The following is a 24,496-nucleotide window of genomic DNA, read 5'->3' as shown; positions in this document are numbered from 1 at the left end:
CGGTAGTGGATGCCCAAACAATGCACCCATCCCCTCTAGTACAACTTTCAGGACTTCTACCTTTACATCTGATTGTTTGCCAGCAAGTATTGGCTGATATTCTCCATTGAGTACTTTTTGTAGTTCTGATGCCAGAGCAACATCATGTAAACTGACGACTAATTTTAAGTGCCAAGCCTTACGGTGTGGGAGATGTGCCAATGCACCCAATAAAGTCAATAATGCGTTGTTGACTTTGTTTTCATTATTGTCGGTGTTGCGGTCAAAATAATTCCCTGTCCGGTAAGCTGACTCTCCAACTGTGTAAGCACTACCGTTAAAAACTACACGCCCTGGCACATCTTCCATCTCGGCATTACTTATATAGCTGGGCACACGGATAACTTCAAACCCTTCGACTAAAAGTTTAAGACTTCCGTAACCGTTATCGAAACCCGCAGGAAAAATTTTTTGCAAGGTGTGAATGTTTGACATAGGGGACGAGTCAATACGCTTTGATTTGTAAAAGTTATTTGTTCAGGTGATTTGCCAGAGCAGGGGAGAGAAGAATAAAATAATTACCCCTTTTTCTCCAGACTCAAGAGTTTATCATAACCCCTTGGGGGCTAAGTAGGGTACAAAATGCTAGCCAATCAAATATACCCTATATAGCCCCTATATAGGAGCTATATGGGAGTCAAAATACCTCAAAAATGCTTAACTATTGTTGGGGTATATATAGCCCCCATATAACCCCCATGTAGAATTTTTGAAATCTTTTTTATCAACGTAGCAGAAATTAAATTAGATCATTGTTGACTCTTTGATTTATACTTTACTGTCAGTTTTTTGTTGAAAAGCAATTCAGTCTTGATCTATAACTTCTTGTTTCTTGTGTAACTTAGAGTTATTACTTGCTTACAGGTTCAGCTTTCTCGACTGAATTATCATTCACGCCCAAAGTCAATTGCAAAGGAGTTCTTTGGGGGTAAGCTTTTACTACTTGCCGATAAACATCATAATTAGTAGGTAGTGTCTTCTGTAAATTACCCACTCCGTAGGTCAGTTTGTACTGAACATCTTTCATCAATTCAGGTTTGCCTGCCTCTTCTTGAGATTTTTTACGTTGTTCAACTTCATCAACGCTTGGTCGTGGCGGTAAAGTCGGCCACCATAGCCCTTGGTCATCTGGGCCAACAACTGCTCCTGCCGGTTTCAATCCATTCCGATTCAACACTGAATTAGTAGCAAAGGTTTCAATGCGTGGCTGTGGTTGACTAGTTAGATCATTGGCATACTTTACTTGCCAGGTGTAACTGGTGAGTGCTGTAGCTTCATACTGTTCAGCAGTAGTAGTGCTGCAACTAGTTAGTGTCAGTGCTGTTAGTGCAGTTATTATTGAAGTAAAAAATCTCATTTGCATTATCAATCGTTAATATCTCTTACCAGTCACTCTTGAAGAGGGAGTGTGCCATCATTGCTGCCAAGGAGAAGGTATCGCTGTTGTCGAAAGCACTTCCCTTGCTTGCAGGCTAATCGCTGTTTGCTCACAGTTGGGGCATTTCACCTTTGTGAAAATCACTGAAGTTCGTCCTTTGTACTCGCCCATTACAGGATCTCCGGTGTACTCGCTGATTATCCCCGAATTGCAGTGGTAGCACTCGAATATCACACGCCCTACCTCCGAGTTGCAATCAAGAAATTGCATGTGCTGACAGGGTTCTGGCGGTAATTCTGGTTCTTCATCGCTCTTTGTCAATTGACCCTGTTGCTTGGGTTGTTGCGGTAATTTTGATTTTTTCTTGTCAGCAGAGGTACGTTTGGCTTTACTTTTCTCTAAATGTTGCGGTTTTTCAGCAGCGTTTGTCTTTGACTTTACAAGAGGTATCACCTCCGCTTGGGATGGCTGCTCAACTGACGGCAGATCATCACTGGGAGTTATGTGATGCTGACAGGTTGGTTGCTGTTTCTCTACTGGTTTATAAGCAACAAGGCCAAGCTTTGGGCTTTGGTCGTTGGATTTTGATTGTTTTTTAGGTAGCTTGGGTGATCGCTCGGTAGACTTCATTAGAATTTTCTTTCTTGAACTTTGGGAAATGAGTGTATTTAAACCGCCAATTTATTTCACTAAATCGCTCCTCATCGCCAGAACGAAAGTATAGTTAGCTTTTTAGGTAACAAGCAATTTGGAGCATTAGTTTTTCATTACTTTGGTGTAAAACTTGTGAAAATCTTTGTGGTCTACTTAAATTGTCATAGAATCAGTTCATTCTGTAACTAATATGTATATGTTTTTTCATCAAAAATCGCATAGTACTAAGAAAATATGATTATCGCAGTTACTAATCAAAAGGGAGGAGTAGCCAAGACAACCTCTACTATCGCACTAAGTGGATTGCTAGCAGAAAGTTCCTCCTGCCTTGTAGTTGACTTTGATCCCCAAGGAAATTTAACCACAGGTCTAGGAATCAAGATTCAGCCAGGGCAGATGACTGCTTATGAAGTACTTACAGATCGTAAACAGAGCGCATCTGAAATTATTATTGACACCGAGTACGGAATCAAGCTGATTCCTGCTGACATATCTCTAGCATCTGGAGAAAAGCAAATTTTGACCTCGGCAGATAATAGCCGAATCCTGAGAAAGAAATTGAATCCTTTACGACAAGAATTTGCTCATATCCTCATTGATTGCCCACCTAGCTTAGGTATGCTGACTCTAAATGCACTAATGGCAGCAGATGCAGTATTAATCCCCGTTCAGTGTCAGTTCTTCGCTTTGGAAGGCTTACGACAATTATTGGAAACTATCGAAAGTCTTCGTGATGAAGACACTCACCCAAATTTGCAAATTTTAGGAGTCTTGCCTACAATGGCAGACCGTACACTCACGACCCAAGATGCTCTCAAAACTCTTAAAACTAAACTCCCTGGGGTCAAAATTTTTGAACCAGTTCCTAAGTCTGTTCAGTTTCCAGAGTCTAACTTGGCGCGTCAACCAATCCATCGGTATACCACAGAAAGAAAATTGATTGAACCTTATCAAGAAATCGCCTGGGAAATGGCAAAACAGGAGTAATATGGCGAAGCGGCGCTTGTCAATGGCAGATGAAATGGAATTTCCGAACAAAACCAGGCAATTCCTTGACTTAGTAGGAGTTACCAATAATCCTCAACTCCCGGAAAACGAATCTATTGAACAATCTTTATTAATAACTCAAATTCACCTAGCTGCTCATCAACCTCGGCGTTATTTTTCAACTCAAGGAATGGAAAGCCTAGTTGCTTCTATTCGTGAACATGGTATCTTGCAGCCACTGCTTGTCCGACCGTTAGAATCCGATAATTATGAATTGATCGCTGGTGAACGTCGCTACCGTGCTGCTCAAACTCTTGGAATGGAACAAGTTCCGGTTATTATCCGCCATCTCAATGACCAAGATGCTTTCCAAGTCGCCCTCCTCGAAAATTTGCAACGGGAAGATTTAAATCCGGTTGAGGAAACTGAAGCTATTTTGCAACTGCTATCTATCCGCTTGGAATGCTCTCAAGGAGAAGTTATTTCCCTACTGAATCATATTGCTAACCTCCAAAAGCAAAAAACAGAAATTACGAACAACGTTGTTCGTAACCAATGGGAAATGGTAGAAAAGATATTTTCAGTAATAGGTAGGGTGACTCCAGACAGTTTTCGTAGTCATCGCCTACCTTTACTAAACTTACCTAAAGATATCCTTGACACTTTACGCCAAGGTCAACTGGAATACACTAAAGCGCGTATTATCGCTCAACTAAAAGATGAAGACCAGCGATATAAATTACTGCTAAAAACTATTCAGGAAAACCTTTCAGTAAGAGATATCAAAAGCTACATTCAATCAGTTCAACCTCCTAAGTCTTCTCAGCCGAATGTTCTTCCTAATCGCATGAAGGAAACTTATCAGCGAGTTAAGCAAGCTAAAATTTGGGAAGATCCTGATAAAGCAAAAGTTTTAGAGAAGTTGTTGGGGCAAATTGAAGCTTTATTAGAGTAAATTCTATACTTTTGTAAAAGACATTTCACTTTCACCAACCTTTTAGTCCTAACTTGCATAGCTTGCGACCGTAGGCATCGTATGGTACAACAAAGCAGTATTTTCGACTTTATCATCTACTATTACTGTAATCTCAAAGTAATTTAGTATAAATGTACTATATAGCTCTACTTTCAGTTATATAATCATGTGTGGCATATTTTAACAGGCAATGTCCACTCCCCCTAATCTTTCCCCTCAACAAGTAAGTGCCTTTTCTCAACACGAAACAATCACCGGAGTCGTAGAACGTTTAACTTTTTACTCTGCTGAGTCAGGCTACACTGTGGCAAGGCTGACGCGCCCCCGAAGCAACGAACTCACAACAATTGTCGGTAGCTTTGCTAATATTCAACCCGGTCAAACTTTACAGCTTACGGGTTTTTGGCGTGATCATCCGCAGTTTGGCCCACAATTCCAAGTCATCAATTACCAAGAAACTAAACCTGCTACTCTCACCGGAATTGAAAAATATTTGGGCAGTGGACTCATAAAAGGTGTAGGGCCAGTCACAGCCAAGCGTATTGTTGCCCATTTTGGGCTAGAAACCCTGGACATTATCGAAAACCAGATTGAACGACTGATTGAAGTCCAGGGTATTGCCAAAAAGCGGATCACTCTCATTAAAAACGCCTGGGAAACTCAAAAAGCCATCAAAGAAGTGATGGTATTTCTCCAGGGGCATGGTGTTTCTACTACTTATGCTGTGAAGATTTACAAGCAATATAAGGATGAGGCGATCGCTACAGTTACCAAAAACCCTTACCAACTAGCAGCCGACATCTACGGGATTGGTTTTCTAACTGCTGACAAAATTGCGAGAAATATAGGAATTGCCCCAGACTCGGAATTTCGTTATCGTGCGGGGATTATCCACTGTTTAAGTGAAGCCGCCGAAGATGGCCACTGTTACCTGCCACAAAGCGAATTGATTGAGTCGGTAATCAAACTGCTGACTACTGAATCTCACCAGCCCACAGAAGAAGCGATCGCACAAATCATCAAAGACATGGCTCTAACAGATGAACTGATTAGAGAGCGGGATGAGGATAAAACACTACTTTGCTACAAGCCGACTTACTTTCATACAGAACAGAATTTAGCTCAACTGATCCGCCAACGTTTAGAAAAGCCTGTTGGTACTGACATTGAGCGTGTGCGTGATTGGATTGACCGTTTTACCGCTAGCCGTAAAATCCAGCTTTCAGAACAGCAACGCTTGGCAGTAGAAACAGCAGCTTATTCCAAAATCATGATCCTCACTGGTGGCCCTGGCGTTGGAAAGACCTTCACAACTCACACAATTGTCAGTTTGTGGAAAGCGATGGGGAAATCTATTGCCCTGGCTGCACCTACTGGACGGGCTGCTCAACGTTTGGGTGAAATGACTGGGCTAGAAGCCAAAACCATACATCGATTGTTAGAATTTGACCCCCGTTCAAGGGGTTTCAAGCGCGATAGCGAAAATCCTTTACCCCACACGGCAATTATCGCTGACGAAGCTTCGATGCTTGATTTGTTTCTGGCTTACTCCTTGGTGAAAGCAGTATTAGCTGGCGCTCTACTATTGTTGGTGGGTGACATTGACCAGTTGCCATCTGTGGGGCCAGGTCAAATACTAGCTGACCTGATTAATTCGGGACAAGTTCGCGTGGTGCGGTTGACTCAGGTATTTCGTCAAGCCCAAACAAGTGCCATTATCACTGCTGCTCATCAGATTAATCGAGGAATTTATCCCACGATTGAACCGATTTCGGACAATCCGGTGTCTGATTGTCTGTGGCACGGCGGCGGTCATCAGCCAGAACATGGTGTACAAGCAATCTGTGAACTCATCACTGACTTGATTCCTCGGCTGGGTTTTAATCCAGCTACCGATGTCCAGGTACTTTGCCCGATGACACGGGGAGTAGTCGGGACTCGTAACCTAAACACAGTCTTGCAGCAGTTGATTAATCCACCTAGCCCCGACAAGGTGGAGATTAACAGAGGTGGGAATTTATTACGCGAGGGCGATGTCTGCGACAAGCCGCTAAGAGCGTCTACGGATTATTCAGCTAACCAACGACTACAACCGAGAAGTCTTCAACGGCGACTTGGGAATAATCCTCACCATTGATACTGTCGAGCAGGAAGTTACAGTGCAATATGGTGAGCGGACTGTGGTTTACGATTACGCTGACCTCAATGAAATTGCCCTTGCCTGGAGCATTTCGATTCATAAAAGCCAAGGCTCAGAATATCCGGTGATAGTTCTGCCAATCTATATGCAGCACTATATGATGTTGACCCGGAACCTGTTTTACACCGGGCTGACCCGTGCCAAGAAGTTAGCGATCGTGGTTGGCGCAAAAAAAGCGATATCTCTGGCGGTGCGCTCTACTGATGTCGCATTTGGCGAAGAGAAAAAAGGGCAGGCTTTCTCGGTTGATTTGTTTGGGCACACAGATAGTCGTGTTGCTAATAAGCCTGCCCTTTTTTCTAAGCCGTTCCCCCGTGACCAACGGCGGTACACAAGGTTACAGCAGAGGTTACTTCATCCAGGACTACATTGGTAATATGTTTTGACTATTAAAAATAGAAAATGGCTATAGCGAGTGAAGCCTTTAAATTATATTCCGGATCAGACTGATGTAAGGGAGTGAATATATAAAGAATAGGATTATATTCCCAGATGATTAACCAAATTACCGCCTTAGAATCCTGTTGGCATATTTCTCCTGGGTGGGGTAAGACCATGCCTCCATTAGCAGTGGAAATGTTAGAAAAAGTTTTGTTGCCAATCTCAGACTTGTCAGGTTATTGCTGTGGTGTTGAGTGGTCAGGACAAGAATGGATTTATGCAATTGTTTGCCAGAATGAAACTCTCTACTTAGCTCAACAAGAATTTCATACAACAAATGTACTAAAAAAGTCCACTGTTTCTACTCCAGCTTTTAGATTGGGGGACATAGTTGAGGTTGATTTCGGTGAACAGCCGACACGCCGTATTATTCAAGGAATTTTTAGTCTCAAAGAGAATTGGCTTTATGGGGTAGAGTGGCGCTCCCCAACTTTAGAAGAAGTATCTGCCCAAAGCAGAACAATATGGCTTGCTGATGTAGATTTAGTTAATGTTAGTGTATAATTATTGTCATTTGATATTCAAGAATAAGGCTATAGGTTACTATCACCCGCTCCTTTTAGTTTTGAGTGAGTTTAAGATGTCGTCACTACCCAGGGAATTTTCCATTGGTTGAGCCACATCTTCAGCATTTTCTACGAGTTGGGGTTCTGCTGCATCTGAAAGTTGCGATCCTACAATAGTAGATGCTTCCGCTTTTACCTCGTTTTTCGTTGCCATTAATCCTGACTGAAAAAATCTTTCTGAGTGTATAGTTTGATTGACCTTGTTATTTAGTATGGCTTCTAGGGAATAACATTAGCCACGACGAAACAGAGTTTCGAGATAAACTTGGGAAACACCGCGATCCCCATCAGCATTTTGCAGCAGAAACAGGGAGATGGCTGCGGTAATAAGGCGATGTTCATCCCAATCAGGATGTTTTTTTAAGTAGGTATTGAGAGATTGATGTAGCGTTTCGGGAAGAGTAGTAAAGATGTTTTGGGTTGAGTTCATATAAAAAAAGCTTCAGAAAAAGCAAATCAATAAGGACAACAAGCTAGAGGTGATACAGTGCAGTACAGTTTCACCCATTCAATGCTAGCCGAACCACTGACACTAACAACTGAATATTTTTATACAGTTGATGCTGAAAATGGAACAGGCGGCAAAGGCTAGTGGATTTATTTTGTGCTGATTGGCTCAGTTTGTCAATGTTGCAAAATGTTAAAGAGAAATATAGAAAAAATAAATAATTACGTGAAAGCTAGGGTTAGAAGTAGGTTTTGTTTACGTTGCGTAATAATAACTCAGTAAAGCAGACTGATTGCTACAGACATGACAAAATACCCATTGGGTGAAAAGAAGCCGATTATCTTGTAAAACAACTGTGGAAAACAGCAGAAATAGCTGTGGAAAGTCTGTGGAATCTGCTAGGAAAAGTAGAGGTAATGATAAGAATTGCAAAAAGTTCAGATTTGTAATCTCTACCGTTGCAGTGTAATATCAGCCTCAGTATTCCCAAGGAGCTAATCATGAGAGGATGGGTAAACGATCCACATTCAGGAGGGGTAAAAATCCCGGAGCAAGTTAAACAGAGAACAAAGCAACGAATATTAGCCTATGCAGAGCAGCATTATGCAGGAAAATACATACGTATTGATGTGCGTTTTAAGGGATATTTCTGTTACATAGATGCTTATAAAGAACCATTTTTACCAGACAGTTATGACCTATCAATGTTTAAAATAACACGCTCAGAATATATAGAGAGAGCCAAGAATACACCAATTCATCTGTGTCGATTGCGGTACAAAGGGAATGAAGAGAAATGGACAAAGGCTTTTTATACTTATAGTAATGAAAAATACGAACCTAGCTTATTTAATAATGGTACTTTTTATGGAACACCAGAAGAAGCATTTCAGAGTTCAGCATTGTATTTAGATTAATCAAATTTCGACAGTTTTCATAATTTTTGAGATAAAAATATAAAATTGTTTGGCTAATAAAAAAAGTAACAATATCTATCAATATGTCTGAATCTTATAAGTTTCAACCTTTACCGCTAATTAATCCTAGCTTGGATATTAGTGAGAATCACTACTGGAATTACCATAATATCGAGGAACTAATTAGTTGTAAAAAGCCTTTGACGGCATCTCTTGATGAAGATTTATTTATTGCTGTGCATCAAATGTGTGAACTTGCTTTTCACCAAATGATTATTGATATGGAACGAGTTTTGAAGACTTTAGCACAAGCACTACAAGATGCAACTGATCCGATCATTGGCAATACGGCAGAGGTATGCTATTTCTTTCGTCGCATCCTGCGTCTTTACGAAGTTGTAAATACAACGATGCCGATTCTGGCGACAATGCGTGCTTTTGCGGAGTTCAGAACTAGTATTGGGCCTACTAGCGGGTTTCAGTCTTTTCAGTTCCGTCATCTAGAAATTATGAGTGGGGTTTGTAAATACTGGGATGGTGGTACTAAAAATGCTGAGGGGAAATTGCATATTGCTGAGATAGAGTTTAATCAACGCTATGGTGAACAGGTAGCACAATGGTTTGAATTATATCGTCAGCACAACCTTACTTACTATTATCAAATCTTAATTAACCGCGCGGCTGGTAATTCTCAGGCAGAATGTCTAGTCAATTTACAAACTAATACAAATGCTAGTGCAATTCTTCAGTGCTTTAGCGCTTATGATAATTTGCAAAGGCGATTTCATAAATCTCATTTAGGGTTGGCAATTACACAACTAAAAATAGTTAGTGCTGATGTTGGTACTGGTGGTACATCCTTTAGAGATTATCTAGCTAAATACGAACGGGAAGAAGCGCCTCTGTTTCCAGGTTTAGAAGATATTCTCTAATTGCATCAGAGTGTTAGTTATTTGTGGAAAACACGGAATTTTTGCTGCTCACAATGGTTTTTTTGGCAGCAAGCCCTTTTCAGCTATTAATTCTGCATTAATTTCTTATGGACAATCAGAAATTAATTGGCAAATACCAAATATTTAAAAATCAAGGGAAACGAGCAAAGCAGAAAATGGTGACTGCTAACCTACGGCTGGTGGTAGCGATCGCTAAAAAGTACCAGAATCACAATTTAGATTTTCTCGATTTGCTCCAAGAAGGGGCACTAGATTTACAAAAGGGAATCGAAAAGTTTGATCCCAACCGAGCCTATAAACTATCAACCTATGTTTACTGGTGGATTAAGCAGTCAATTACACGCGCGATTGGAGAAAAATCTTGCACAAACCTTGTTTTGAGGAAATGTTGTGCAATTTTTCTCACTAAGTGCAAACTTATATTTCCAAATGTTGAGCTTTATTTAGTCTTATAAAACTTTTGGACTGGCTGGGAATGCTAAATACAACACCTAAATGTCCTTTTATTTGACAGTGGTGAATAACGTTTATTAGCCTCATACCCAGTCCATCCTAATACTTAGGCTTAGAAAAATGATACCTGTTCTTCCCAGTTACAACTTTATTGAAGCTCTGTATGAAGGTGTCAATACCGTTATTTATCGCGCTTCCAAGCAGTCAGATCAAACTCTTGCGATCATTAAAGCCCTGAAAGCCGAGTATCCCAGCCTCGAAGAACTAACCCGACTCAGACATGAATATAAAATCTCACAAACGATAGTAGATATAGAAGGAATTGTCAAGTCTCTAGCTTTAGAAAATCATCATAACGGTCTAGCCCTAATTTTGGCAGACTTTGGTGCAGAATCTCTGAAAAAATATATTAGCGATCGCCAATTATCATTAACCGAATTTCTCACAATAGCCATTCAGTTAGCATCCACTCTCACTCAACTGCATCAAGCCAAAATTATTCATAAAGATATTAAACCTGACAATATCGTTATTAACCCAGAAACCGGGCAAGTTAAAATTATCGACTTCAGTATTGCATCGCGGTTAGAAAAAGAAAATCAAAGCATCAGCAATCCCAATTTATTAGAAGGTACTCTTGCCTATATGTCACCGGAGCAAACTGGACGAATGAATCGTTCAATTGACTACCGTACCGACTTCTATTCTTTAGGTGTTACCTTTTATGAAATGCTGACAGGTGCGCTACCATTTAATGCGGCTGACCCTCTGGAATTTGTTCATTGCCATATTGCAAAAATACCAATAGCGCCTCAAGAGTTCAATCCCAAAATTCCTTCAGCAGTTTCTGATATTGTCATGAAATTGTTAGCTAAAACTGCTGAAGATAGATATCAAAGTTCTCTAGGACTAAAAGCCGATTTAGAAACCTGTCTGACTCAGTTAAAGACAGATGGAGAGATTTCCCACTTTATTGTCGGTCAACTAGATTCATACAGCCAATTTTCTATCCCGCAAAAACTATACGGGCGAGAAATAGAAGTTGCTACTTTGTTAGAAGCATTTGATCGCGTCAGTTCTGGTAGTACAGAAATGATGCTAGTTTCTGGTTACTCAGGCATCGGTAAATCTTGCTTAGTTTACGAAGTTCACAAACCGATTGTGCGCCAGCGCGGTTATTTTATCTCCGGTAAATTTGACCAGTTCAAGCGGAATATTCCTTTTGCTTCCTTAATTCAAGCATTCCAAGATTTGATGCGGCAATTGCTAACAGAAACCGATGACCAAATTGCCGTTTGGAAATCAAAATTAATATATGCCCTCGGCTCCAATACTCAAGTAATTATAGACGTTATTCCTGAATTAGAACGGATTATTGGCCCGCAGCTAGCAGTTCCTCAATTAGGGTCATCAGAATCACAAAACCGATTTAATCGGGTGTTTCAACAATTCATTCATGTATTTAGTCAACCCGAACATCCGCTAGTTTTGTTTCTGGATGACTTACAGTGGGCGGATTCAGCTTCCCTCAAGCTTATCCAGTTAATTATGACCGACCCAGATAGCCAATATCTATTGCTAATTGGTGCGTATCGAGATAACGAAGTCAGTGCCACTCATCCCTTGATTCAGACCTTGGAGGAGATTCAACAGACTGGTGCGATCGTAAATAACATTATCCTCCAGCTTTTGGATAGCGATCATGTCAACCAGTTAGTAGCCGATACTCTTCGTAGTGAAGTTTTAAAGGTAAAACTGCTAGCTGAGTTAGTTTTTACAAAAACCCAAGGCAACCCCTTTTTCTTAACTCAGTTACTCAAATCTCTTTATCAGGATAACTTGTTATACTTTGACTTTGAGTGCGGTTTTTGGCAATGGAATATTGAGTTTATTCAGGGAGTGAATATAACTGATAATGTCGTTGAATTGATGGTCAGTCAAATTCAAAAGCTATCTGAAAAAACCCAGAATGTATTAAAGTTTGCTGCCTGCATTGGAGACAAATTTACTTTAGATATATTGGCGATTATTAATAAAACAACTCAGTCAGAAACAGCAGCAGATTTGTGGGAAGCTCTGCAATCAGGTTTGGTTATGCCCCTCAATAATTCCTACAAAACACCGCTCGTTTTCGACTCAGAAGAAATGGAGACTGAGAACAGGCGATCGCCCATTACTCATCAGCCATCACCCATTACCTATAAGTTCTTACACGACCGGGTGCAGCAAGCATCTTATTCTCTCATTCCAGATGACCAGAAAAAACAGACTCACCTAAAAATCGGTGAATTGCTACTCAAACATACCTCGGAAACGGACATTGAAGAAAACATTTTTGAAATTGTCAATCAACTAAATGTTGGTGCTGAATTCATTACCCAACAGCCTCAAAAAGATAGACTGGCTCAACTCAATCTTATAGCTGGACAGAAAGCAAAAGTAGCAACAGCGTATGAATCATCTGTTAAATATTTAAATGTAGGTTTGGAACTTCTTGCAGCAGATAGTTGGAAGTGTCAGTATGATATGACACTCAACCTCTATGTAGAAACAGCAGCAGTAGAATTTCTCAACACTAACTTCGAGCGAGCAGAAATGCTTTCTGATGTAGTTTTATCACAAGCAAAAACCCTGCTCGATCGAGTCCAGGTCTACGAGACAAAAATGCAGTTTTATATTGCTAAGAACCAAATGCAAGCTGCGTTAAATACCGGAATGCAAGTGCTGAAAATGCTAGGGTTGCCTTTAGCAGCGAAATCCCCAACAAGACTGACTAGATTGAATTTAGGAGGAAAAAGGATTGAGGATTTAATAGAATTGCCAGAAATGACTGATGTTTATAAATTAGCTGCATTGCGAGTTTTGATAAATTTGATTCCTCCGGTTTATATTGCAGCACCCGAACTTTATCCCCAGGTCGTTTTTAAAATGACCAATCTCTGTCTCAAAGATGGAAACTCTCCTCTGTCAGCTTATGCGTATGTACTTTATGGAATGTTCCTATGTGGCGCTTTTGAAGACATGGATTCTGGCTATCAATTTGGTCAGCTAGGCTTAAAGCTGTTAAATCAATTCAATGCTAAGGAAATGACGGCGAAAATCTATGAAACATTTAATTATTTTATCAGGCATTGGAAAGAACCAGCTATTAATACTATAGAACCGTTAATTGAGGGTGTCCAAAGAGGGCTGGAAACAGGAGATTTAGAATATGCTTCTTATTCGGCTTGTTTTTATTGTACGCATTTGTTTTTTATTGGGGAAAATCTAGAAATAGCTCTCCAAAAACAGGCGCATTATATTGCTTTAATGCAAAGAACCAAACAAGAATTTCAAATTATCTATGCTCAGATAGTTCGACAAACAGGTTTAAATTTAATTAAGAAAACATCGGAACCATATCGATTAATTGGCGAAAGTTTTGATGAAAATAAAATGTTACCAATTCTGATAAATAGCAATAATTACATGGCTATTTATCCTATCTATGTTTCTAAACTGATTCTAGGTTATTTATTTAAAAATTACGATCGCGCTGTTGAGGATGCCTTACTGGCAGAAAAATACGAACAAGGTGGACGAGCGTTGATGTACAAAGCCGAACACAACTTCTACTCTTCTTTGACTCTCCTAGCTTTGTATCCCAATGCATCAAAAAGCGATGCCTACGGCGGCAAGCTACGCCAACAATATTTCAGCCAAGTGGTAGCACATCAGAAAAAAATGAAGCAATGGGCGTTACATTCTCCTGCCAACTATCAGCATAAATACGATTTAGTGGAAGCAGAGAAGGCACGAGTATTGCAACAAGATGCCAAAGCGATCGCGTTTTATGACCGAGCCATAACTGGAGCCAGAGAACATGGATATATTCAGGAAGAAGCCCTAGCGTCAGAACTAGCAGCAGAGTTCTATTTTGCTTGTGGCAGAGAGAAAGTTGCTAATACCTATCTCAACGATGCCTACTATGGATATGGTTGCTGGGGAGCGAAGGCAAAAGTCAAAGACTTGGAAAAAAGATATCCTCAACTATTTCGGATATCAAAGCGAGAAACTGTCAGTACGAATGTGACTCGGATAATTAGCTCTACTGGTGAAAATGCTTCAGACTCGCTGGATTTAGCCACAGTTATGAAAGCATCTCAAGCTCTTTCTGGAGAAATAGTTTTGGGCAAGTTGTTAGCTAAATTAATGACAATTGTACTAGAAAATGCTGGCGCTCAAACAGGCTACCTAATTTTAGAAAAATCAGGAGACTTGCAAATAGAAGCATCAGGAACAGTAGACAAAAATGATGTAACTGTGCTACAAGGAATTTCAGTATCAACTAGTCAGCAGCTACCAATTTCACTGATTAAGTATGTAGCCCGAACTAAAGAAAATGTTGTTCTCAGCAATGCAACTTGCGAAGGAACATTTACTACAGATACATACATCGCCACCCATCAACCCAAATCGGTTTTATGTACACCGCTCATCCATCAAGGAAAACTTAGTGGCATCCTTTATTTAGAAAATAATCTTACCATTGGCGCATTTACATCAGATCGCTTAGAAGTATTACAACTGTTATCTTCTCAAGCAGCGATTTCCATTGAAAATGCTCGTCTTTATAAAGACTTAAAATTAGCCAACGCTAACTTAGAAGCCAAAGTACAAGAGCGAACTTTAGAGTTACAAGAAAAAAATGTGCATCTGCAAAAAGCAGAAGAAATTGCCCAATCAGCCAACCGTGCTAAAAGTGATTTTCTTGCTAACATGAGCCATGAACTGAGAACACCACTTAATGGCATTTTGGGTTACGCCCAAATCCTCAAGCGTGAAAAAAGTTTAACTAACTCACAAAAAGATGGTGTGAATATTATTCATCAGTGTGGCGACCACCTCTTGAACCTGATTAATGACATTTTAGACCTCTCTAAAATTGAAGCGAGAAAAATGGAACTCCACCTAACGGATTTTCATTTCCTAGATTTTCTCGAAGGCATTGCCGAAATCTGCCGTATCCGCGCCGAACAAAAAGGTATTTGCTTAATTTTTGAACAAATTACTCAACTTCCTATAGGTGTCAAGGCTGATGAAAAACGCTTGCGACAAGCTTTGATTAACTTACTGGGTAATGCCGTTAAGTTTACTGAAACTGGAGGTGTAGCTTTCAAAGTCGGCTATCAGGAAGGTAAAATTCGGTTTCAGGTGGAAGATACAGGAATTGGCATGGCACCAGAACAATTAGAAGAGATATTTTTGCCGTTCCAGCAGGTAGGAGAACACAATCGCAAAGCAGAAGGAACAGGATTAGGACTGGCAATTACCCGCCAATTAGTTCAGATGATGGGTGGCGAAATCCAGGTAAAGAGTAACTTAGGAAAAGGGAGCGTTTTCTTCTTTGATTTAGATTTACCCGAAGTTTCTAAATACGCTGATGTTATCAAAAAAGAGCAAAGAAATATCAAAAATTTTAAAGGCGAGAAGCGGAAGGTTATCGTGGCAGATGACAGACTAGAAAATCGGGCAATTTTAGTCAAGATGCTATCACCTTTAGGATTTGAAATGATCGAAGCAGTAGATGGTCAAGATTGTCTCAATAAGGCATTTGAATTAAATCCAGATTGTATCTTAATGGACTTGATGATGCCTCAAATGAATGGCTTTGAAACTACACGTCGCATTAGGCGCTCGCCTGAACTAAAGAATGTGATTGTGATTGGCACTTCTGCCAGTGTTTTTGATTTCGATCTCAACAAAAGTAGAGAGGCGGGTTGCAATGATTTTCTACCTAAGCCCATCCGCATAACAGAGCTTTTAGAAAAGTTACGGCATCACTTAGAACTGGAATGGATTTATGATGATGGGGAAACTCAAGTATATAAAGGTAACAAAGAAGAAAATTCTCAGCAATCATTGGTAGCTCCCTCCGCAGACGAAATTGCGATTCTGTTGAATTTAGCAATGAAAGGCGATCTCAAACGGATTGTGGAGCGAGTTACTCACTTGGAAGAAGTGGATGTTAAATATGCACCTTTTTCTTTAGAGTTGCGTCAATTAGCTAAAGGTTTTCAAGTTAAAAAAATTCGTGAAATTCTAAAAAATATAGGGGTAAATTAATGAGTATTTCCAATATTGAAAATAGCATTATCTTAATCGTTGATGATAACCCGACAAATTTAGGAGTATTATTTGATTTCTTGGCTGACTTTGGCTTCCAAGTGTTGGTGGCGCAGGATGGCGAAGATGCAATTGAACAGGTCGAATATGCTCTCCCCGATCTAATTTTGTTAGATGTACTCATGCCTGGTATGGACGGGTTTGAAACTTGTGAACACTTGAAAGCTCAAGAATCAACTAAAGACATCCCCGTAATTTTTATGACGGCGCTTTCTGAGACGGTTGATAAGGTCAGAGGGTTGAATCTTGGGGCGGTGGATTACATCACTAAGCCGCTTCAGCATGAAGAGGTTTTAGCTCGTGTCAAAATCCATTTAAGCATCCGAAATCTGACGAAGAGACTGCAAGAACAAAATGTGCATCTAGAGCAGGAGATTCAAGAGCGAACTCAGGCAGAGAACGCCCTCTTAAAACTGACATCTGAGTTAGAAGAACGGGTGGAACAAAGAACGGCTGCACTTGGACAATCTAATCAGTTGCTGCAACAGGAAATCCAAGAGCGCATTTGTACAGAGCAAGCATTGCAGGAATCAGAAGCACGTTATCGAGAACAAGCCAATCGGCTAGAACTTGCCTTTCGCCAACTTCAAGAAACTCAAAGCCAACTGGTTCATAGTGAAAAAATGTCCAGTCTGGGGCAATTGGTGGCAGGTGTCGCTCATGAAATTAATAATCCTGTCAACTTTATCTATGGAAATCTGACTCACGCCTATCAATATACCCAAGATTTGCTCAACCTTTTGAATCTCTATGCCAAGTACACTCCCTCACCGCTACCTGAAATTCAACAACTGGCTGAAGCGATAGATTTAGAATTTTTGAGTGACGACCTACCCAAATTGCTGAGTTCGATGAAGGTTGGGGCTGATCGTATCCGCGAAATCATTCAGTCGTTACGGATTTTTTCTCGCGTGGATGAAGCCCAAATGAAGCTGGTGGATATTCACGCTGGGCTAGACAGCACGTTGCTGATTTTGCACAATCGGTTTAAAGCCAGTTCTAATCAACTAGGTATTCAACTCGTTAAAGATTATGGCGATCTACCGCTTGTGGAGTGTTATCCAGGACAACTCAACCAAGTGTTTATGAATCTACTGGCGAACGCAATTGATGCTTTGGAGGAGTATGATAAACAGCGATCGCCCCAAGAAATTTACTTTTGCCGCAGCACGATTCGGATTCGCACCGAAGTAACTGACAATGAGTTTGTGACTATTTGGATTGGCGATACTGGCCCCGGTATGACAGAGGAAGTACGCGATCGCTTATTCGACCCCTTCTTTACCACAAAACCCGTAGGTAGAGGCACGGGTTTAGGCTTGTCGATTAGCCAGGAAATTATTGTTTCTAAACATGGTGGTCAAATAACGTGCATTTCAGCACCTGGTCAGGGAACAGAGTTTATGATTACAATGCCGATGCGATCACACCCTTTAGAATCAGTAAACCAAAAAGTTTTTCCTCAAGATCAATGCCTGCGGCTAACTACGCCTACGCTAATTAAGTTTACGTAGTTTAAAGTGCTATCTTTTACTAATTACAAAATTACTACTTGGGGTAAATATAGCGTAGGTGACACTGTAACCAGACTCAAAATTTGTTAGGGTCTGGAAGCATAACTGAGTAATTTAATGTCACTTATCCTTTAAGCTACAGAATTAAAGCATAAGCACGTAAAAACGGCAATATTATGGTTCCAGCGACACAATAAGCATTTGAAGCTATTTTGCCCTTGGTGTCAGCTACGCTATATCTGTCCCAAATAGAACACTGAAGAAAGAACCGATGCCCAGCAAAACTATTGATGTCCGAGAGTACACCGTCAGAGCGCACAAACGGGAAATTCATACCCGTGTTTTCAATTTCGTATGTAAGCAGTGTGAACAACCCACCCAAAGAGAAACCTTCGGAGTCCGACCGCTCTATTGTGAGAAATGCCGCCCTCCTCAACCTCCTAAGCAATCGAAAGTAGTACCGATAGGGAAGAGGAAACCCAGAGCGATGAACTACAAGAGTGGGAAAGATATTGCGGGGTGAGTGTTGTCTCAAGGTTTTTAGCGATCGCTGCTACTCCTTAACTCGTTAATCGCATAAATGCCTGTAATAATTACGGAGCATAGCTTAGAGTTTATCAAGCGTGCCATTCGCTTCTAATGGCTCAGGTGATGGGTGGCGATCGCCGCAAAGGAATCCTAAAAACCTCGCTGAGTTTTTAAAAGTTGGACTTGCTCAATGCCGAATAACCGATGACCGATGACCGATGACCGATGCCCGATGACCAATGACCAATGACAATGATCGATGACTGATGACCGATGACTGATGACCGATGACCAATGACAATGACCAATGACAATGACCGATGACCAATGCCCGATCTCAATTTTCTTGAGTGCGATCGCGGAAAATCCCAAGCCCGAATTTTAGAGTGCGACCGTCAATCGCTTGAAGTCACCCAATTTTGGTGCTTTGATGTTCCCACCCCTTGAACATCATTCTATTAAGCTAATTTTCAATCATGGCTTGAACAATGATAGCGATGCCTGCGGGGGGCCACGTCATCGCACGAAAGTTCGCCGTATGCCTGTTGAGCGCTTGCCGAATTCTTTCATGCCGTACCCTGTTAACCGAATGGCACGCTTGAAAAGATGAAACCTAGTAAGGGCTATCTTGTTGGGGGTAGGGTTGCAGGTTCGTTTTTAAGACAATTAAATTTTAGTTGCGTCAAGAAGTTTAACATCTTCTTAATTCCCCAACCCCAATACCTGCAACCCCACACCCAGAAGCCAACCATATCAAGGGTTTGTGCTTAACAAGCGTGGCATTCGCTACAATAGCTATCATTTGATGAGAATTTGCCTAAATTTAATAGCGCTCGATGAGGAAATTATGGAGGGGCGCTCACTTATAATCAAAATATGATGATTTTGAAGTAGAGATAAATGCGTAAACAGACCATTCAATATACATCATCCTTAGATGCTTTGGTTGGCGTTGCCAAGCGGCTCAGTGTGTATGAAAACCAGCAAAAAATGGACTCTGAAGATTTTTTTTATCAGTATAATCAGGGAACATTACCAGATGATGTTCTATTTATAGAATGGGCAAATGATTACCGCCATTATCTGGCTTTGCGTCAAGAAATAGAGCAAAGATTGAACTATGCTGCCTAACATTCTATCTGATTATTGAAATCAAGTAGAACAAGCAATTGTTGAATGCCCAAATATTTATGTAGAACGTTATGAAGAAGAAATTTTAACATCCCTTCGGGCTAATTTAAGAATTAGATTGCGTTTAGCTCAAACACACTTATTAGAAATAAACGAAGCTATAGTAATCACAGACAATCAGTTGGAATTTCTTGATTATCGCTACCATTTTCAGAATGAACGAAATTGCCTAGTTTTTCGTTATGATAGTACGCCGCATTTTCCTGATATCTCTACCTTTCCGCATCACAAGCATTTACCAAATGATGTGATCAGTTCTCAGAAACCGGAAATTACTCAAGTATTAAAAGAAGCAACCGAATTATTGAAATAGGTGGATAAGTTTCTGTACTAAGAACCAAAGAAGGTATCTTATCTCTAAACTAAACAAAATTAGAGAAAATTTTCATGCTAGTAAATAACAGATTTAATACAGCTAGATTGGGGATGTTTATAATTTGGCTAGTTTGGTAGCTTACTAGTCGTGAAGAAAGAGAATAATTAAGATTACAGCAGCGCTAACATAGAATTTAATTCCATCAAGAAATAAAGTATGCCCAAGACTTGGAACATCAAGATAGATAACTATTTTCAAGCTAACCCAAACTGCATCATCGCCACCGCCCATGTAGACAGCTTCCCGATAGACCTGCCGCTAGAACCGAACATCCGGGAACCAAACCGTAAAAGCGCGACCTACAGACAAATCTTCGACTCACTAACCACCGAACCTGGAAAATTCTTCTCTCGCCACAGTGGAATCGTTCTGTCAGCTAATATTGCTAAACCTGTTAAGAACAAAACTGAACTGGAGCTAGAAGTTTTAGAAGCTAACGAGGGAGGTAGCGACGGTATTATCAACGGAGGACATACAGTTTTAGCATTTGAGCAAGCGAAAAATTACAAATATGACCTAACCGAAGCCAGGGTAAAAGTTACGATCCACATCGGACTGACTGAAGAATCAGCCAAAGATATAGCCCTGGCCTCCAACACGACAACGCCAGTAGATTCTCGCTCCAAAGTCAACGCCAGGGGTGATTACAAATTCATCAAGCAGTATTTAGCTCAGTTAGAACAGAAGGAAGATAGAAAATTCCGCATCGCCTATTACCAGAATCAAAGCGGCGCTCCCAGAAACGCTCAGTGTAATGTCACCCATTTGCTGAAGCTCCTTTACTGCCTCGACAGAAATAAATACAACCCCGACGGCAATAAACGAACTAAACACCCAGCAGGGATGAGTCTTCCAAGTAACATCACAGACGCAGAAAGGGAAAGATTAACCGCTTTACTGCCTCTGTTAACTCATGCTCTGTGGATAGAGCAAAGACTCTACGAAATAATCCAAGACTATATCAGCAACCCCAGAAGAAAGGGTGTCAACGATCTAGCATCAATTGATATACGTAAAACTACATTGTTGCCTGACAGTAAGTATTCATTCGGGTTTGGTGCGCCAACCGACCTCGCACTACCGATAATTGCGTCCTATCGGGTATTTTTGGACAAGGACTATAAATGGATTCTGCCGTTTAACGAATTTGCCGAAGATTTCCTCCAACACCTGTGGACTAATTACTTCCGCAAATACTTGGTATCGGAGAAAACAGCAGGAAATACAGTCGGTACAAAAATCAGCCGCAATCAAGAGATTTGGGAAAGTTTGTACATTTCGGCGCAGAGTTATCTAAATCAGCACTTGGTGAAAATGGTCAACTCCAGTAAGGAAGAAGAATCTCATGTGACACAAGGTGCAAACAAGAGGGCAAAAGGGAAAAGGGGTGAACTCAACGCGACTACTGTCCCTAAATAGTTTTTACCGAACAGGGCATGGGGTATAGGGGAAAGATTTTTACCCCCCATATCCTACTTGACTTTTCCAGTTAACTTTTCCAGTTAAGTCAGGAATTTTCAAAATAGCTTGAATAATGCCAACTAATTAATTCTCAACAACTTAAGTTTAATGACAAGACCACTCATAGGTAGAACTTTGGAATGGAGCTATAGTAAGCGCTCACTGAATACCGTTATAGATGATTGTGTTCTAGGTTGAATTTATTTATCGCAATCTCAGGTTAATATTTTTTGGCTGTTAAATCAGGAAAATTAATTCAGCGATTTGATTTATACTTTTAAATTCGTCTAAATATCAAAAAAGTTTTGTCGTATGTCCAGCCTGAGTCCAGACATGGTTCGTATCTATTTGCAAGAGATTGGTCGTTATCCAATGCTAACCGCAGACCAAGAAATTGCTTATGGGAGGCAGGTACAGCAAATCATGGCAATTGAGCAAAGAAAAAATGTACTCACCCAACGACTAGATCGTGAGCCAACAATGGTCGAATTAGCTGTTGATATTGACAAAAGTGAATTGGAAATAGCTCAAATACAAAATCTTGGGCAACGAGCCAAACAAAAAATGGTAACAGCAAACTTGCGTCTGGTGGTTTCGATTGCCAAAAAATATACTAAGCGCAATCTGGAATTCTTAGATTTGCTACAAGAAGGGGCAATAGGTTTACAAAGGGGTGTAGAAAAATTTGACCCCAATCGCGGCTATAAGCTTTCCACCTACGTATACTGGTGGATTACGCAATCAATTACACGAGCAATTGCAGAGAAATCCCGTACTGTACGCTTGCCAATTCATATCACTGAACAACTCAACAAAATTAAGAAAATACAGCGAGAATTATTTCAGACACTGGGTCGTCCAGCTAGTGTTGTAGAAATTGCTGAAACTTTAGACTTACAACCAAGCCAGATTAGGGATTTTCTCAGCAGTTCAAAGCAGCCAATTTCTCTAGATGTAAAGATTGGAGATAACCAAGACACAGAACTTAGTCAACTTTTACCAGATGAGGGCATATCTCCAGACGAACATATCACCAAAGAGCTTTTGCGCCAAGACATTAATAGTTTATTAGAATCACTTAAACCAACGCAACGTGAAGTATTAATTTTGCGTTTTGGGTTAGAGAACGATCAAGAACTAACTTTAGCTCAGATTGGAGAGAAATTGAATGTCAGTAGAGAACGAGTTCGCCAAATTCAGCAGCAAGCAATCACTGTTCTACGTCGTCAAAAAACTGAAATTAAAGAGTATTTAGTTTCCTAAAGGACGCTAAAAGTTAATATCTAGAGTGGTAAAACTTGGTAGAGTATATTTTTCATGATTGAAATAGGCGTAAATAGGTAAACCAAAATTTTCAGTAATAACGAATTTACTACGTTTAAGTTTTTGCTCTAGCTAGCTTTCCTTGATTCCACCAGCTAAAGAAGGAGGACATCCGCGTACAACTGATATGCGGGAAGTATGCAATGCTATCTACTATCACTTGAAGACAGGATGCCAATGGAATATGCTTCCGGGAGACTTCCCGCCAAGCTCAACTGTATACAACTAGGCATCACCGTGCCAAAACGGGAAAATTGTACGCTAAGGCTAAAAGCCTTCCCCCATAAGCATCTTAGCCACCCATTTTTCAATAACACCCGTAAGTGAGATGGAACCGAGATAGGTGTAATTTGGCGTAGAGACAGCGAAGCTTTCAGCAGAGGGAAGATAGGCTGAAAGTACTGCTATGAATGACTTTCAGGCTATAAGATTCTCAGAAATACTAATATTAGTATTTTTAGACTTAGCAATTGCAACAATAGTCAAAATTGACTTGACTTCATTATTCATCTTGCCAGTAATAAGTTGGTTGTATAAATATTTAGCTTCTTCTAATGAAAAAACTGATGGATTAGCAGCAGCATTAGCTTCATGACCACTTTGCCAACCACCCATATTGGAAAAAATTTCGTACCTAACAAGAGGACGATTTTCGCCACCTACATTAAACCACACGCAACTACGTTCTTGTTCAATGTCAATCGAAACTATTGGAAGAATACATCGCCAAGATGCAACTTGCTTTGACCAAGTTTGAAAACCGCCATAATTTTCATTCTTGATATTCATTTTTTATTTTTCTTCCCTTGCTATAAGATTTAGACAGTCTATTATTCATTTATCTTTGCTTGCTGATTGTTGCTATTTGACATGAAACCGATGATTACCAGATTGGTTTGTGCAACCATGCAACTGCATTGGTTGTAAAGTATAATATTCAATCTTTCTTTATAATTTTGTTGTCAATTTTCTCATAAAGTTAACTAAAAAGTTGATTTAAAATATTGTTTATTTGCCCGGAAAAGCTATAAGAGCAACTGTGAGTAGCATCATTATAATTAGCCTCAAGGCAATTCTCCGCATTTTCTAATCTACCAACTGGGCCTTTGATTTCAATTATTGCTATTTGTTCACCTTCAGCTTCAATAATTGTTTTTACTCTTGATTCTGGTAGGTTTTCGGGAGAGAGCGAATCTATTGATAAGCCTGTATCTACAACAATATTTGATAAATGATAAATTGATTTACATCCATCATCTGTACAAAATACTAAACAATTATTCCTAACGTAAATCTCAGTAATTCTCATTGTATAAATCCATGTTTTGATGATCTGATTGTATAAAAATTCAAAATCTCCATTTTGTCACATATCCCATTCTCTTAGATCAAAATCTTCAGCCCATAACATATTTCCTGGTATCCGAGATTGAAATGCTTCACCTATTGGTACTGGTCTTTTAAAATGCTCTAAATCATGATAAACCAGCAATCCTCCATCAGGATGCTCACAATAGGGTAACTCCTGAGCTTCTGAGTATCCAGCTTCCTGAAGTTCACTGCGCTTTATTTTTACTTCTTGTTGCCAGAGGTAATTTTGCTCTACTTCATGTTCGCTATCTGGGTCAAAATAGCTCTCTTCATTACTGGGTAAGCAAACTACCCAGTAAGAAAATTTATAATGATCAATCATTCTCTCTAATGGGAGATCCCAAGCGTGCGTAGGCATACCTCTGACAAATCAAAAAATCACATTCCATTAATTCGCAGATTAATCCGATTGGGCATTTGGTCATAATTCCTATTTTGCAACTTCCCTAATTCTCTTCAAATCCGCGAAATGCTCAGTTTTACGTACACTATTGGCATACTCAAACTTTGCAATAAGGTGCGTTTGCTATGGTGTGTTCAATTATTGTGCAGGGT

The 24,496-nt window shown here is 40.1% G+C and carries 19 protein-coding genes and 4 pseudogenes; 15 read left to right on the top strand and 8 right to left on the bottom strand.

The features are described from left to right. From ACWATR_RS33620 to ACWATR_RS33610, 3 genes are all read right to left on the bottom strand, one after another. The coding region (locus ACWATR_RS33620; RefSeq protein ID WP_460342651.1) for a ParM/StbA family protein at positions 1–474 on the bottom strand (474 nt) is incomplete at its 3' end. 415 nt (positions 475–889) lie between these two features. Continuing rightward, the gene (locus ACWATR_RS33615) at positions 890–1,396 is read right to left on the bottom strand and encodes a hypothetical protein (protein ID WP_460342648.1); all 507 of its coding nucleotides are present in this window, start codon (positions 1,394–1,396) and stop codon (positions 890–892) included. Positions 1,397–1,453: 57 nt separating this feature from the next. Then, positions 1,454–2,047 carry a hypothetical protein gene (locus ACWATR_RS33610; RefSeq protein WP_460342645.1) on the bottom strand — a complete coding sequence of 198 codons (594 nt, stop codon included), beginning with the start codon at positions 2,045–2,047 and terminating at the stop codon, positions 1,454–1,456. A 258-nt stretch (positions 2,048–2,305) separates the two neighbouring features. Here ACWATR_RS33610 and ACWATR_RS33605 point away from each other — a divergent pair, with 258 nt between their 5' ends. From ACWATR_RS33605 to ACWATR_RS33590, 4 genes and pseudogenes are all read left to right on the top strand, one after another. Beyond that, positions 2,306–3,058, top strand: coding sequence for a ParA family protein (locus tag ACWATR_RS33605; RefSeq protein ID WP_460342642.1), 753 nt, complete (start codon positions 2,306–2,308; stop codon positions 3,056–3,058). Position 3,059: 1 nt separating this feature from the next. Next, a complete protein-coding gene (locus ACWATR_RS33600; RefSeq protein WP_460342639.1) occupies positions 3,060–4,013 on the top strand; it encodes a ParB/RepB/Spo0J family partition protein in 954 nt (317 codons plus the stop codon). A 211-nt stretch (positions 4,014–4,224) separates the two neighbouring features. After that, a pseudogene (gene recD2 / locus ACWATR_RS33595) lies at positions 4,225–6,439 on the top strand (SF1B family DNA helicase RecD2); the annotation flags it as partial. 287 nt (positions 6,440–6,726) lie between these two features. Next, positions 6,727–7,179: a DUF1392 domain-containing protein gene (locus ACWATR_RS33590; RefSeq protein ID WP_460342636.1), complete on the top strand. Its 453-nt coding sequence runs from the start codon at positions 6,727–6,729 to the stop codon at positions 7,177–7,179. A 42-nt stretch (positions 7,180–7,221) separates the two neighbouring features. Here the strand turns inward: ACWATR_RS33590 and ACWATR_RS33585 are convergent, their stop codons facing one another. Together ACWATR_RS33585 and ACWATR_RS33580 are read right to left on the bottom strand one after the other, a co-directional pair. After that, entirely contained in the window at positions 7,222–7,395 is a 174-nt protein-coding gene (locus ACWATR_RS33585) for a hypothetical protein (protein WP_460342633.1), read from the bottom strand. Positions 7,396–7,473: 78 nt separating this feature from the next. Then, positions 7,474–7,671 (bottom strand): DUF2811 domain-containing protein, encoded by a 198-nt coding sequence (locus tag ACWATR_RS33580; RefSeq protein WP_460342630.1) that lies wholly within the window; start codon positions 7,669–7,671, stop codon positions 7,474–7,476. Between the two features lie 518 nt (positions 7,672–8,189). On the opposite strand from ACWATR_RS33580, the gene ACWATR_RS33575 reads away from it, so the two are divergent. The 11 genes and pseudogenes from ACWATR_RS33575 to ACWATR_RS33525 all read left to right on the top strand — a co-directional run. Then, entirely contained in the window at positions 8,190–8,606 is a 417-nt protein-coding gene (locus tag ACWATR_RS33575; protein ID WP_460342627.1) for a hypothetical protein, read from the top strand. Positions 8,607–8,689: 83 nt separating this feature from the next. Continuing rightward, a complete protein-coding gene (locus ACWATR_RS33570; RefSeq protein WP_460342625.1) occupies positions 8,690–9,538 on the top strand; it encodes a tryptophan 2,3-dioxygenase family protein in 849 nt (282 codons plus the stop codon). Positions 9,539–9,690: 152 nt separating this feature from the next. Next, a pseudogene (locus ACWATR_RS33565) lies at positions 9,691–9,927 on the top strand (sigma-70 family RNA polymerase sigma factor); the annotation flags it as partial. Positions 9,928–10,132: 205 nt separating this feature from the next. Further along, positions 10,133–16,117: a hybrid sensor histidine kinase/response regulator gene (locus ACWATR_RS33560; RefSeq protein ID WP_460342621.1), complete on the top strand. Its 5,985-nt coding sequence runs from the start codon at positions 10,133–10,135 to the stop codon at positions 16,115–16,117. Next, on the top strand, positions 16,117–17,691 hold the full coding sequence (locus tag ACWATR_RS33555; RefSeq protein ID WP_460342618.1) for a hybrid sensor histidine kinase/response regulator: 1,575 nt from the start codon (positions 16,117–16,119) through the stop codon (positions 17,689–17,691). Before ACWATR_RS33560 ends, ACWATR_RS33555 begins: the two co-directional genes overlap by 1 nt. A 271-nt stretch (positions 17,692–17,962) precedes the next feature. Beyond that, positions 17,963–18,214, top strand: a complete 252-nt coding sequence (locus tag ACWATR_RS33550; RefSeq protein WP_229563791.1) for a hypothetical protein — start codon at positions 17,963–17,965, stop codon at positions 18,212–18,214. 905 nt (positions 18,215–19,119) lie between these two features. Then, positions 19,120–19,350 (top strand): antitoxin TumA, encoded by a 231-nt coding sequence (gene tumA, locus ACWATR_RS33545; RefSeq protein WP_460342613.1) that lies wholly within the window; start codon positions 19,120–19,122, stop codon positions 19,348–19,350. Between the two features lie 31 nt (positions 19,351–19,381). Further along, positions 19,382–19,723: pseudogene (tumE, locus tag ACWATR_RS33540) on the top strand (toxin TumE); the annotation flags it as partial. A 219-nt stretch (positions 19,724–19,942) separates the two neighbouring features. Next, the gene (locus ACWATR_RS33535) at positions 19,943–21,205 is read left to right on the top strand and encodes an AIPR family protein (RefSeq protein ID WP_460342610.1); all 1,263 of its coding nucleotides are present in this window, start codon (positions 19,943–19,945) and stop codon (positions 21,203–21,205) included. Positions 21,206–21,559: 354 nt separating this feature from the next. After that, positions 21,560–22,510: an RpoD/SigA family RNA polymerase sigma factor gene (locus ACWATR_RS33530; RefSeq protein WP_460342608.1), complete on the top strand. Its 951-nt coding sequence runs from the start codon at positions 21,560–21,562 to the stop codon at positions 22,508–22,510. A 142-nt stretch (positions 22,511–22,652) separates the two neighbouring features. Then, a pseudogene (locus ACWATR_RS33525) lies at positions 22,653–22,796 on the top strand (transposase); the annotation flags it as partial. A gap of 191 nt (positions 22,797–22,987) precedes the next feature. Here the strand turns inward: ACWATR_RS33525 and ACWATR_RS33520 are convergent. The 3 genes from ACWATR_RS33520 to ACWATR_RS33510 form a co-directional block, all read right to left on the bottom strand. Next, on the bottom strand, positions 22,988–23,359 hold the full coding sequence (locus ACWATR_RS33520; protein WP_460342605.1) for a hypothetical protein: 372 nt from the start codon (positions 23,357–23,359) through the stop codon (positions 22,988–22,990). A gap of 190 nt (positions 23,360–23,549) precedes the next feature. After that, positions 23,550–23,879 (bottom strand): hypothetical protein, encoded by a 330-nt coding sequence (locus ACWATR_RS33515; protein ID WP_414517032.1) that lies wholly within the window; start codon positions 23,877–23,879, stop codon positions 23,550–23,552. A gap of 57 nt (positions 23,880–23,936) precedes the next feature. Next, positions 23,937–24,263 carry a hypothetical protein gene (locus ACWATR_RS33510; protein WP_460342601.1) on the bottom strand — a complete coding sequence of 109 codons (327 nt, stop codon included), beginning with the start codon at positions 24,261–24,263 and terminating at the stop codon, positions 23,937–23,939. Between the last annotated feature and the right edge of the window lie 233 nt (positions 24,264–24,496).

The organism is Nostoc sp. UIC 10890 (assembly GCF_054786515.1).
The sequence above is the reverse complement of the archived record's forward strand: the minus strand, read 5'-3'. Positions and strand labels throughout refer to the sequence as shown.